The following is a 12418-nucleotide window of genomic DNA, read 5'->3' as shown; positions in this document are numbered from 1 at the left end:
GCGGAACGCCATGGTAGGGACTCCGCCGCCCTTCCACATCAAGTTCGGCCGCGTTTGCAGCAGCTCTTCCGTCATTCAGGGGGATTCGAATGACTCCGACACACAAACCACACACGGAAAACCAGGGTTCGGCCCGCATCGGCATGGGTTTCGTCGAATTCGTGGTGACCATCGCCATCATGACCGCCAGCATTGCCATGGCGATCGACAGCATGCTGCCGGCGCTGCCCAATATCGGCCATTCGCTGGGGGTAACCAGCAACAATGACGCGCAGCTCGTCATCGGCGTCTTTTTCTTAGGGTTCGGCGCGTCGCAGATCATCTTCGGCAGCCTGTCGGATGCCTTCGGCCGCCGCAACATCCTGCTCGGCGGCCTGGTCTGCTATGTGATCGGCATGTTTGCCGCCGCGGCCACCGGCAGCTTCGAAATGCTGCTGATCATGCGCTTCGTTCAGGGTATCGGCGGTGCAGCTGTGCGCATCACCACAATGGCGATTGTCCGCGACTGCTTCGGCGGCCGCGAGATGGCGCGCGTCATGTCCTATGTCATGATCGTCTTCATGATCGTGCCGATCGTCGCCCCTTCGGTCGGTCAGCTCATCATCACCTACGCCAACTGGCACTGGATTTTCATCCTGCTCGGCATCATCGCTTCGATTCTCTTCGTCTGGGCGCTGCTGCGCTTGAAGGAATCGCTACCGCCGGAAGAGCGCATTCCACTGTCCTTCGACGCCGTCGCTGACGGCTTCAAGACGGTTCTCACCAACCGCATCACCTGCGGCTACATGATCGGGCTCACCATGTTCACCGGCGTTATCAGTGCCTATGTGATCTCGGTGCAGCAGGTGTTCGGCGAGGTTTACGGCCTCGGCGATTGGCTGCCGATCGCCTTTGCGGCAACCGCGGGCGGCATCGCCGTCGCCAACTTCGCCAATGGCATGCTCGTGCGCACCTTCGGCATGCGCCGCATCTCGCATGCGGCCATGCTGCTCTTCACCATAATCTCTTCGATCGGCTTGGTCGCGGCGCTCGGCGGCACGCCGTCCTTCGCCTTCTCCTATGCACTCTTCTCGATCCTGCTGATCATGTTTGCCGTCATCGCCACCAACTTCACGGCGATCAGCCTGGAGCCGATGGGCAATCTTGCCGGCACGGCAACCGCCATCACTGGTTTCGTGTCGACGACTTTCGGCGCCCTCCTCGGCGGCGGCGTCGGCCAGCTGTTCAACGGCACAGTCCAGCCGCTCTTCGGCGGCTTTACGCTCTTCGGCGCCGTGACCGTTCTCATGGTCCTCTGGGCGGAAAAGGGTAAGCTTTTCACCCATCCCGGCGACAGCCCGCAGATCGACCCGGGCGCCGTGCACATGTAATGGTGCTGCAGCATAAACTGGAAGATCACCATGAGCCGTTTCTGGAGCCCCGTTGTCCAATCCTTGAGGCCCTATGTGGCGGGCGAACAGCCCGTCATTGACGGCTTGGTCAAGCTGAACACCAATGAGAACCCCTACGGCCCATCGCCCCGTGCGCTGGCCGCGATCTCGGAAGCCGTTAACGACACGCTGCGGCTCTATCCCGAGCCGACGGGCCTGAAGCTGCGCGAGGCGATTGCTGCAAGCTACGATCTCGATCCCGGCGAAGTCTTTGTCGGCAATGGCTCGGACGAGGTCCTGGCGCACACCTTCCAGGCGTTGTTGAAGCACGAACTGCCCCTGCTCTTCCCTGATATCACCTATAGCTTCTATCCGACCTATTGCGGCCTCTACGGTATCGACTTCCACGAGGTCCTGCTGGACGAGAAGATGCAGGTCAGGATCGAGGACTATCGGCAGCCCTGCGGCGCGATTATCCTGCCCAACCCGAATGCGCCGACGGGCTCCGCCTTGCCATTAGCGGCAATCGAGGCGCTGATATCAGAGCATCCGGATCAGGTTGTCGCCATCGATGAAGCTTATGTGGATTTCGGCGGCGAAAGTGCCATCCCGCTGGTACGGAAGTATCCGAACCTGCTGGTCGTCCAGACTTTCTCGAAATCGCGCGGCCTTGCCGGCCTCCGTGTCGGTTTCGCCGTCGGTCAGCGGCCGCTGATCGATGCACTGGAAAGGGTCAAGGACAGCTTCAATTCCTACCCGCTGGACAAGCTGGCTCAAGCCGGCGCCGTGGCTGCCTGGGAGGATCAGGACTGGTTACGGAAACATTGCGACTTGATCGTCGCAAGCCGCGAGCGCCTGATTGCCGCTCTCAGGGAACTCGGCTTTGAGGTCCTGCCCTCCTCCGCCAATTTCGTCTTCGCCCGGCATGGAGAACGCGGTGCTGTGGAGCTTGCCGCGGAGCTGCGCAAACGCGCGGTCCTCGTGCGGCATCTCCGCGGGGAGCGCACCGAGAATTTCCTGCGCATCACCATCGGCACCGATGCCGAATGCGACAAGCTCCTGGACGCGCTGAAGCAGATCCTCGCCTGACGGCTCAGACCGTGACGACCTCACGGCGCAGGATGTCCCAGCTTTCCTTGTCGGGCGTGATCAGCAGTCCGCCGGTGACATGATGCGGCAGATAGGCCGAGCCGTCGAAACGGGCGGCATAGCCGCCGGCTTCCTGGCTGATCAGCGTTCCGGCCAGATGGTCCCAGGGCATCAGCTTGTTGTACATCAGGTAATGCACGTGCCCACCGGCAAAGGTGCGGTATTCATGGGCCGCGCAGCGGTAGTTGATGAGGAAGCGCACCTTGGCGAGATTGCCGAGGATTTCGGCGCGCTTCTCCTGCGGCAGGTAGCCGGTCGAAGCCATGCCGACCATCTGGTCGAGCGCGACAGGCTCTGCCACTCGCAGCCGCTGCGCCTCGCCATCCGGCCGCCGCAGCCAGGCGCCGCCGCCCTTCTCAGCCATGACCCAGTCGTCGCCCATCGGATCATAGATGATGCCGGCAACCGTCTCGCCCTTGGAAACCACCGATGCCATGACGCCGAAAGCCGGAATGCCCGAAGCAAAGTTGAAGGTGCCATCGACGGGATCGACGACGATGGCGAGATCGGCACCTTCGAGCTTCTCGAGAAGGGCTTCGTCGGCGGCAACCGATTCTTCGCCAATGAAGAGCGCCTCCGGCCAGAGCCGCGCGGCCTCGACTTTCATCATCCTTTCGGCCTGCTCATCGGCCTCCGTCACGAGGTCGGTCGCCTCCGTCTTGGCGCGCACATCACTGCTGCCCAGCCTGCGAAAGCGCGGCAGGATCTCGGCTTTCGCTGCCTGCCGCAGGAGATCGGCAAGCTTCATCGTATCTATGGCAGTCGTCATAGCGCGTTCCTTTCGGTTTATCGGTAGCCGACGATCTCGTTTCGGATCATCTGCCAGCTTTCCTTATCGGGAGCAGAGATGATGCCGCCGGAAATCTCGCCGGGTCTGTAGGGCGTTCCGTCGAATTTGGCGGTATGCCCGCCGGCTTCCTGATGGGTCAGCACGCCGGCCAGATGATCCCACGGCATCAGCTTGGGGTGACCTATGAAATGCAGCTTGCCCGAGGACACCATCCAATATTCGTAAGCCGAGCAATTGAACGCGAAGGTCATCTTGACCTTCGCCATATTGGCGGCAACACGCGAACGATCCGGCTCGTCCATATGGCTACAGGCCATGGCGCCGATCATACGGCTCAGCTCCAAGGGGTCCGCGACCTTGAGGCGGACAGGCTCGCAATCGCCCTTCTGCTGGAAAGCGCCGGCGCCCTTAAGGGAAACGACCGTGTCACCGAGCACCGGATCATGAATGATGCCGGCAACCGTTTCACCCTTGACGGTCACGGCAAGGATCGTACCGAAAACCGGCATGCCGGCCGCAAAATTGAACGTGCCGTCGACGGGATCAATGACGAAGGCAAGATCGGCATCGGCGAGCGCCGGCACGACCGAACGATCCGCCTCATAGGCTTCTTCACCGACGATGAGCGCGCTGGGAAAGCGCTCGCGGATCGCTGCCGTAAGGTAAGCCTCGGAGCGCAGGTCGGCTTGCGTTACGAGATCGACGGAAGACGTCTTTTCGGAAACATTGGCCGCAGCCGCATTGCGGAAGCGCGGCATGATCTCTTCTTCGGCGACATGCCTGAGGCAATCACCGAGGAACTCTATGTCTTTGTCTGAGAAAATCATTTTGGACTCGTTGCATGGAACTGCTGAGGCTCATAGCAAGTCCATTATGACGTTTGGGTGACGGCCAGCGCAGAAAAGTCGAAAAGTTTCGGATCGAGCAGGTGTGACGGGTTCACATGCGCGAGCGCACGCAGCATCGTGTCCTTGCGGCCGGGCATGCGGCGCTCGATATCGGCGAGCATATCCTTCATCGCATTGCGCTGCAGACCGTCCTGAGAGCCGCAGAGATCGCAGGGAATGATCGGAAACTGCATGGCTGCGGCAAACTTGGCCATGTCGTCCTCGGCGCAATAGGCAAGCGGCCTGAGCACCATCAGATTGCCTTCGTCGTTGAGGAGCTTCGCCGGCATGGCGGCCATCCGCCCACCATGAAAGAAGTTCATGAAGAAGGTTTCGAGGATGTCCTCGCGGTGATGGCCGAGGACCAGCGCGTCACAGCCCTCTTCTTTGGCAATACGATAGAGGTTGCCGCGGCGCAGGCGCGAACAGAGGGAACAATAGGTGGCTCCTTCCGGCACCTTCTCTTTCACGATCGAATAGGTATCGCGATATTCGATGCGGTGTTTGACGCCGATCTTGGAAAGGTATTCCGGTAGCACATGCTTCGGGAAATTCGGCTGACCCTGATCGAGATTGCAGGCGATCAGCTCCACCGGCAGCAGCCCGCGCCACTGAAGATCGAGGAGCAGCGCCAGCAGGCCGTAGGAATCCTTGCCGCCGGAAATACCGATCAGCCAGCGTTTCTGGCCCTTGAGCATGTCGAAATCGTCGAAAGCCTGGCGCACCTGCCGCAGGAGACGCTTGCGCAGCTTGTTGAAGGAGACCGAGTGCGGCGCATCGGCAAACAGCGCATGGCCGATGCCGGCTTCAGCCGTTTCCAGATCATCGGCAATATTGGCTGCGATATTCATCTTCTTACCTGTCTGATGTGCCAGCCCTGCTTAACAGAAACCGCCAGCCCAACCCAGCCTCAATCGCCAAAAACAGACCAGCCGGTGCGCGCTGCGAGCATCTCCAGCGCCACGGCACCAAGCTGCGAATTGCCGACCTTATTAAGGCCAGGCGACCACACCGCGATCGAAGCGATACCGGGCGCGACCGCGAAGATGCCGCCACCAACGCCGCTCTTGCCCGGCAGGCCGACATGATAGGCGAAGTCGCCCGACCCGTCGTAGTGGCCGCAGGTCAGCATCAGCGCATTGATGCGCCGCGCGCGCTTCGGCGACACCACCGAATGGCCGGTCAGCGGATTGCCGCCGCGCGCAGCCAGGAACAGGCCGGCCCTGGCCAGTTGCTCGCAGGTCATCGAGAGTGCGCACTGGTGGAAATAGACGCCAAGCACATGATCGACCGGATGATCGAGATTGCGATAGGAGCGCATGAAATTGGCGAGCGCGAAGTTGCGATAGCCGGTTGCCGTTTCCGAGCGCGCCACCTTGTCGTCGATGGTGATGGATTCGTCGTCAGCGAGGTAACGCACGAAGCGCAGCAACTCGCCGATCGCCTCGCGCGGCGCATGGCCGGCCATGACGACATCGCTGACGGCGATCGCGCCGGCATTGATAAAGGGATTGCGCGGGATGCCGTGTTCATGCTCGAGCTGGACGATGGAATTGAAGGCTGAGCCCGAAGGCTCGCGGCCGACGCGTTTCCACAGTCCCTCGCCCACCTTGCCGAGCGCCAGCGTCAGCATGAAGACCTTGGAAATGCTCTGGATGGAAAAGGCGACATCGGCATGGCCGACGCTGTAAACCTTGCCGTCGACGGTAATGAGCGACATGCCGAACTGATTCGGATCGACCTTGGCAAGTTCGGGAATATAATCCGCGACCTTGCCCTCGCCGATGCGGGGCGTCAGCTCCTTGTAGATGCTGTCGAGGACTGCCTGCAAATCCACCATCTTCCCTCCGGATACGAAAAAGCCGCCCCGAGAGGCGGCTTTTCCAGAATGCGAAAACGCCTCGCGTATTAACGCGAATAGAATTCGACGACCAGATGCGGTTCCATGACAACCGGGTACGGAACGTCGGACAGCGTCGGAACGCGTGCGAAAGTGGCAACCATCTTGTTGTGGTCGACTTCGACATATTCAGGAACGTCGCGCTCTGCGAGCGAAACGGATTCCAGAACCGTAACGAGCTGCTTGGACTTTTCACGAACTTCGATGACGTCGCCGGCCTTGCAACGGTAGGAACCGATGTTGACGCGCACGCCGTTGACCGTAACGTGGCCATGGTTGACGAACTGGCGGGCAGCAAAGACCGTCGGAACGAACTTGGCGCGGTAGACGATCGCGTCGAGACGGGACTCCAGAAGACCGATCAGGTTTTCCGAGGTATCGCCCTTGCGGCGGGAGGCTTCAGCGAAGATCGCGCGGAACTGCTTCTCACGCAGGTCACCGTAGTAACCCTTAAGCTTCTGCTTGGCGCGCAGCTGCACGCCGAAATCCGAAAGCTTGCCCTTGCGGCGCTGCCCGTGCTGGCCCGGACCGTATTCGCGGCGGTTCACCGGGGACTTCGGACGGCCCCAGATGTTTTCGCCCATACGGCGGTCGATCTTGTATTTGGACGATTCGCGCTTGCTCATCGTATTTCCTTTCAAAGTGTTATGACGGTTTGTTGCCAAACCGCGCGAAGGAAACACGCCCTCCTTTGATCCCGTTTCCGAGACCCGACAGGATCTTTCCATTACGCGAACGGATCTGATCCACGGGACATGTCAAATGAAACACCGGACATTGCTGCCCGGTGCTGGCGCGGTCTTTAGGGATAAGTCACAGGATTGTCAAACAGAATCTGCCGCGGCAGGGCCTTTCTCGTCTGCCCGTTCGAGCGAACCGGCAAGTTTGCGCAAGAGTCCGGCCAGCGCCCGACGCTCGTCCTCGTCCAGCTCGTCGAGATGGCCGAGTTCCCGCCTCATGTCTTCGCGGAAGGCGGCTTCGGCCCGGCGGATGCCCTCATCCGTCAGCGCTACTTCGAAGCTGCGCTTGTCCTCGGCCGAGCGTTCCCGTCGGATCAGCCCGGATTTCTCCAGCCTGTCCAGCCGGTGTGTCAGCCCGCCCGAGGAGATCATCAGAAGGCTGTAGAGCTCCGTCGGGATCATTCGGTACGGCGGTCCAGCGCGCCGGATCGTCGCGATCACGTCGAACTCCCCGCGATCGAGATCGAATTCCGAGAATGTCGCCTCGATGGACGGCCGCACCAGATTGGAGATTCGGTAAATGCGCCCGAGAATGCTCATTGGCGTCGTATCGAGATCGGGCAGCTCCTCTGACCAGAGCGCGCGCAACCGGTCGACATGGTCTTGCTTTTCCATGGTCACTCCAAAACTATCTTGACGAGAAGATAAATTGGGAAGATTATCTTCTCGTGAAGATAAATATAGCGAACCTGCCGCGTGATCCAAGGAGGAAATCATGTTCCACGTCATACCGCGTGAAAGCCAGCAGCAGTTCGCCAATCGCACCATCCGTTTTGAGGGCGGCGATTACGGCGCGCCGGTCTCGATCTTCCTGATCGACAACGAGCCTGGCCAGGGCCCGGACCTGCATGTTCACCCCTATACGGAATTGTGGATCGTCCGCTCCGGCAAGGCGCGTTTCACCGTTGGCGAGCAGACGCTGGAGCCCAACGTCGGCGATATCGTCATCGTCAACTCCGAGACGCCGCACTGCTTCAAGAATGTCGGGACGACGCGGCTGGAGCTCACCTGCATCCATGCCAGCCCCGAGATCATCCAGAGCTGGGTCTGAGAGGCTTATTCTGCGGCGCTCTTCAGGGCGTCGGTGTCAGGCGCATCGGCCGAACCCGGTGCGGTCTCAGCCTGCAGGTCCGGGAAGGCGACGATGCGTTTGCCGGTAAAGTCCGTGTGGACGACGATAAGCCCCTGCTCTTCGAAATAGCCAAGCAGCCGGCGTGCGCGCCGGGCAGAATGCGTACCATAGGCGCGCGCGATACGAGCATCCGACGGGCAGGCCTCGCCCCCGATCGCGGCCTTCGCCATCATCAGGAACACACCCTGAAGATCGTCGGTGACGCCATTGGAGAGCGAAAGCGCCGTCGCCCAGGCTTCCCCTGCGGCCATGTCGGGATCGACGCCGGAGCGGGAAACCGCCACGCGCCGCCGGAATTCCTGCAAGGACATCGGCGCTCCCGGAACACGGCGCATGCGCAGCCGTACCAGAAACTCCTGATAGAGAACCGCATCCGTGCGGAAACCGGAGCCCGGATCGTCGAGGATCTCGGAGAGCACGCCGGAAAGCCGTTCCTCGCGTTCTTCGGCCGACAGTTCCGGCTGTGCCGCACGCGGCTCGGCGGCCTGCATGGGGCTGGCGGCCGGCGTCGAGCGCGAGAGCTCGGCCAGAATATCGGTGGTCGGGCGCGGCGCCGGTGGAGCACGCCGCACGATCGGCCGCTGGAACTCCTCCGGATCCGGCGTGAAGATCAGGTCTTCGACATCCTGTGGCGAATCCGGCAGCGGCATCAGCTTGGGGCTCGAAGAGCGCGCCGAGGTCTCGACATTGCCGATCTGGATCGGCAGCGGGCGGCGCGACAAGGCAGGACCGAGGGCGACGAAATGGCCACGCTTCAAATCTCGGAACATTTCCGCCTGCCGGCGGTCCATGCCGAGCAGATCAGCGGCGCGCGCCATGTCGATATCGAGGAAGGTGCGGCCCATAAGGAAGTTCGAGGCTTCGGCCGCGACATTCTTTGCAAGCTTGGCGAGACGCTGCGTGGCGATGACGCCGGCAAGCCCGCGTTTACGTCCACGGCACATCAGGTTGGTCATGGCGCCGAGCGACGCCTTGCGCGCATCTTCCGAGACATCGCCGCCGACCGAGGGCGCAAACATCTGCGCCTCGTCGACCACGACCAGAACCGGATACCAATATTCGCGATCGGCATCGAACATGCCGTTAAGGAAGGCGGCCGCCGCCCGCATCTGCTGCTCGATATCGAGCCCTTCCAGCGTCAGCACGCAGGAAACGCGGTGCTGGCGGATACGGTTGGCAATGCCGGCAAGCTCGGCCTCGGTGCGCTCGCCATCCACGACGATATGGCCGAACCGGTCGGACAGCGTGACGAAATCACCTTCGGGATCGATGATGACCTGCTGTACCCATTGTGCCGATTGCTCGAGGAGACGGCGCAGCAGATGCGATTTGCCGGAGCCGGAATTGCCCTGCACGAGCAGACGCGTCGCCAGCAATTCCTCGATATCGAGCGTCGCCGGGTTGCCGGACGCCATTCCCATATCGATGCCAACCTGCACGTCCAATTCCCCTTACAAATTCCAGCCCCCGTCTCTAGCAGATTCGCAGGCACTGTTGTCGTCAAACCTTTAAAAACCCACAGGGAAAGTCAGGCCTGGAAAGAAGCCTTCACTGCCTCGCGCTCGACGAGATCGCCCGCCATGTCGTTCTGCGTCGGAATCAGCAAACGGGTGCAGAGCAGGCTGACGAAGAGTGGTACCAGCAGGACCGCGAGCCCCACGCGCAAGCCCAGGAGTTCGCCGAGAAAGCCAATGATCGGCGGCCCGATGAGAAAACCGCTGAGCGCCGCGAAGGAGAGTATGGCAACGCTTGAAGCAGGCGGTCGGTCGGTCAGCGAAGCGACGGCCGTCACCGCAAGCGGGAATCCGACCGAGACGCCGACACCGACGGCTGCAAAGCCAAGCAGCGCAAGCGGCGTCACCGGCGCAAGCAGAACGACGAGCATGCCGGCAAGCGAGGCGATGCCGCAGCCGCGGGCAATGGCAACCGCACCGAAACGGCCTTTCATGTAATCACCGCTGAAGCGCCCCGCCGCAACCATGAAGGCGAAAACCGAATAACCGAGGCCGGTTTGCGCACCTTCGGCATTCATGACATCGCGGAGATAGACCGCCGACCAGTCGGCGATCGCACCTTCGGTCATGGTCACGCCGAAGACGAAGGCACAGATCCCGAGCAGGGCAAGGCTGGGCGGCTTGAAGCCGCTCTTTACCTGCGAATTCTCCTCATGGTGACTTTCCGGCAATTTCGGCAGGCGCAGGCTGGCAATGAGCGCGATCGGCAGGACGATGATCGCCGTGATCAGGATCGACCAATGCGGTGAAAGCCCGATGGCAATGGCGCCAACGCCGATCAGGCTGCCGGCCATGATGCCGAAGCTCCAGAAGCCGTGGCAGCGGCTCATGATGATTAGTCCCGTCGCCTTCTCCGTCACATCGGCCTCGACATTCATGCCGAGTTCCACCGTCGAAAGCGCGACGCCGACGATCATCAAGGCAAAGAACAGAAGCACGGTGCTGGGCGCGAAGGCCGGCAGCGAAACCACGGCAAGAAAGAAGATGAAACCGTAGATGATCGCCATGCGCCCGCCGATGCGCGAGACGAGGCGGCCGGCAAATGGCAGGGTGATCAGGGTACCAATAGGCAATCCCAGAAGGGCTACCGCGAGATCGGCGGTGCCGAGTTCCAGCTTCGCCTGGATATCGGGAATGCGCGGCAACCAGGCGCCGAAGGCGATCGGTTGCAGAAAGAAGATCAGCATGACAAGTCTTTGCAGCGACACGGCGCACCTCTTTGCATCTTGAGCGGCAAACAGCTGCTCGCGATTCCCCGCGGGGATCTTGCGTGATGAGACAGGGGAAATAAAGCGCGCAGTGCCTTATCGTGTGCTCAGCCCGAACCCTTGCATCAGCCGCCGCGTGGCAAAATCCGGATTGCCCGAAGTGAAGAAGGCAAAGTCGAAATTGTCAGGATGAACGGCGTCCGCAACGTGCGGTACCAGCGTGCGGGCGCGGCGCGCAATCGCTTCCGCTGGATCCAGCCAGTCCACCGGCCAAGGCGCCAGCCTGCGAAACATATTCGCCATAAAGGGATAATGCGTGCAGGCGAGCACGACGATGTCGGTCTTGCGCCCATCCTTCTCGACAAAACACTGATCGATTTCGGTGAGCACTGCCTCGTCAGAAACGGCGTCACCGCGGATATAGGCTTCAGCCATGCGTGCCAGGTTTTCGGAGCCGACCAGCCGCACATGGCATTGCTGCGCAAAGGACTGGATGAGGTCGCGTGTATAGGCGCGTCTGACCGTGCCGGGGGTCGCCAGCACCGAGACCAGCCCGGAGCGCGTGCGCTCGGCAGCAGGCTTTATCGCCGGCACCGTGCCGACGAAGGTCATCTGCGGAAAGGCGGCGCGCAGGTCGGCGCCCACAAGCGTGAAGGCCGTGTTGCAGGCAATGATGCAGACCTCGGGATCGTAATCTTCGAGCAGCTTGGCGAAGAGCCCGATGATCCGCTCCTTCAGCGCCTGCTCTTCCCAGCCGCCATAGGGAAAGCCGGCATCGTCGGCGATGTAGATAAAACCGCGTTCCGGCATCAGCACGCGCGCCTCGCGCAGCACGGTCAGCCCGCCGATGCCTGAATCGAAGACGAGGATGGGTTTCAGCTCATTTGTCGGCGCTGTCATCGGTCGGGGCACCCTTGGCGGATCGAGTAGAACCGCCTTTGCGCGGGCTGTTGCGCGAAAAGCGGTCGAGAGAGGAGATGACGCCGCGCAGCACGCTGATTTCCTGCTCCGTGAAGGCCCGGCGGGAGAGAACTGCGCGCAGGTTGTCGACCATTTTCGGCTTTTTCGAGGGCGGATGGAAATAGTTGCGGGAATCGAGCGCCTCTTCCAGCTGGTCGAACAGGCCGAAGAGCTGTTCCTTGGTGGAGGGCCGCTGTTCAAGCGCCTGGAACGGCACCGCCTCCAGATCCTCCATGCCGGATTTCATCCATTCATAGGACATCAGCAGCACTGCCTGGGCGATATTGAGCGATGCAAAGGCCGGATTGACCGGAAAGGTGACGATCTCGTCGGCAAGCGCCACTTCCTCGTTGGTCAGTCCCCAGCGCTCGCGGCCGAACAGGATACCCGTCGCCTCGCCTGCTCTGAAGCGGCTGCGCAGGTTTCCGGCGGCAAAGACCGGTGAGCGCACCGGCTTGTAATTGTCACGGCTGCGCGCCGTCGTCGCATAGACGAAGTTGAGATCGGAAATCGCCTCTTCCAACGTAGCGAAAACCTTCGTGCCTTCGATCACGTGATCGGCCTTGGAGGCCGCAGCCTGGGCCCTCTCGTTCGGCCAGCCGTCGCGCGGATTGACGAGGCGAAGATCGGCAAGGCCGAAATTCGCCATGGCGCGCGCCACCATGCCGATATTCTCGCCCATCTGCGGCTCGACCAGAATGATAACAGGCCCTTCGGCCAAAAGTTGACGCTCGCTGTTGGTGCCCGCCATGGTGCTTATTGTACTTC

At 61.4% G+C, this 12418-nt stretch carries 13 protein-coding genes; 3 read left to right on the top strand and 10 right to left on the bottom strand.

Translation table 11 applies throughout. From position 1 onward, the window contains the following. Positions 1-89 precede the first annotated feature (89 nt). Both FHT78_RS18135 and hisC read left to right on the top strand, forming a co-directional pair. The gene (locus FHT78_RS18135; protein ID WP_183746875.1) at positions 90-1370 is read left to right on the top strand and encodes a multidrug effflux MFS transporter; all 1281 of its coding nucleotides are present in this window, start codon (positions 90-92) and stop codon (positions 1368-1370) included. Positions 1371-1400: 30 nt separating this feature from the next. Continuing rightward, a complete protein-coding gene (gene hisC, locus FHT78_RS18130; RefSeq protein ID WP_183746872.1) occupies positions 1401-2459 on the top strand; it encodes a histidinol-phosphate transaminase in 1059 nt (352 codons plus the stop codon). A gap of 4 nt (positions 2460-2463) precedes the next feature. Here hisC and FHT78_RS18125 read toward each other — a convergent pair whose 3' ends face one another. The 6 genes from FHT78_RS18125 to FHT78_RS18100 form a co-directional block, all read right to left on the bottom strand. Beyond that, positions 2464-3288, bottom strand: coding sequence for an inositol monophosphatase family protein (locus FHT78_RS18125; protein ID WP_183746869.1), 825 nt, complete (start codon positions 3286-3288; stop codon positions 2464-2466). A 17-nt stretch (positions 3289-3305) separates the two neighbouring features. Beyond that, complete coding sequence (locus FHT78_RS18120) at positions 3306-4136, bottom strand: inositol monophosphatase (protein ID WP_183746866.1); 831 nt, start codon at positions 4134-4136, stop codon at positions 3306-3308. A gap of 44 nt (positions 4137-4180) precedes the next feature. Further along, on the bottom strand, positions 4181-5047 hold the full coding sequence (ttcA, locus tag FHT78_RS18115) for a tRNA 2-thiocytidine(32) synthetase TtcA (protein WP_112547753.1): 867 nt from the start codon (positions 5045-5047) through the stop codon (positions 4181-4183). A gap of 59 nt (positions 5048-5106) precedes the next feature. After that, entirely contained in the window at positions 5107-6036 is a 930-nt protein-coding gene (locus tag FHT78_RS18110) for a glutaminase (RefSeq protein WP_183746864.1), read from the bottom strand. Between the two features lie 68 nt (positions 6037-6104). Next, positions 6105-6722 carry a 30S ribosomal protein S4 gene (gene rpsD / locus FHT78_RS18105; RefSeq protein WP_183746862.1) on the bottom strand — a complete coding sequence of 206 codons (618 nt, stop codon included), beginning with the start codon at positions 6720-6722 and terminating at the stop codon, positions 6105-6107. 198 nt (positions 6723-6920) lie between these two features. Beyond that, positions 6921-7451 carry a MarR family transcriptional regulator gene (locus tag FHT78_RS18100; RefSeq protein ID WP_183746859.1) on the bottom strand — a complete coding sequence of 177 codons (531 nt, stop codon included), beginning with the start codon at positions 7449-7451 and terminating at the stop codon, positions 6921-6923. 100 nt (positions 7452-7551) lie between these two features. Here FHT78_RS18100 and FHT78_RS18095 point away from each other — a divergent pair, with 100 nt between their 5' ends. Beyond that, positions 7552-7887: a cupin domain-containing protein gene (locus FHT78_RS18095; protein ID WP_183746856.1), complete on the top strand. Its 336-nt coding sequence runs from the start codon at positions 7552-7554 to the stop codon at positions 7885-7887. A 5-nt stretch (positions 7888-7892) separates the two neighbouring features. Here FHT78_RS18095 and FHT78_RS18090 read toward each other — a convergent pair whose 3' ends face one another. The 4 genes from FHT78_RS18090 to FHT78_RS18075 form a co-directional block, all read right to left on the bottom strand. Further along, positions 7893-9407: an ATP-binding protein gene (locus FHT78_RS18090; RefSeq protein WP_183746854.1), complete on the bottom strand. Its 1515-nt coding sequence runs from the start codon at positions 9405-9407 to the stop codon at positions 7893-7895. 89 nt (positions 9408-9496) lie between these two features. Next, positions 9497-10690: an MFS transporter gene (locus FHT78_RS18085; RefSeq protein ID WP_183746851.1), complete on the bottom strand. Its 1194-nt coding sequence runs from the start codon at positions 10688-10690 to the stop codon at positions 9497-9499. A 96-nt stretch (positions 10691-10786) separates the two neighbouring features. Beyond that, positions 10787-11590 (bottom strand): glutamate racemase, encoded by an 804-nt coding sequence (murI, locus tag FHT78_RS18080; protein ID WP_183746848.1) that lies wholly within the window; start codon positions 11588-11590, stop codon positions 10787-10789. Then, entirely contained in the window at positions 11571-12401 is an 831-nt protein-coding gene (locus tag FHT78_RS18075) for an RNA methyltransferase (RefSeq protein ID WP_183746845.1), read from the bottom strand. The genes murI and FHT78_RS18075 overlap by 20 nt, the downstream gene beginning before the upstream one ends. Positions 12402-12418: the final 17 nt, after the last annotated feature.

The organism is Rhizobium sp. BK196 (assembly GCF_014193255.1).
In the GTDB taxonomy this organism is placed as follows: domain Bacteria; phylum Pseudomonadota; class Alphaproteobacteria; order Rhizobiales; family Rhizobiaceae; genus Rhizobium.
The sequence above is the reverse complement of the archived record's forward strand: the minus strand, read 5'-3'. Positions and strand labels throughout refer to the sequence as shown.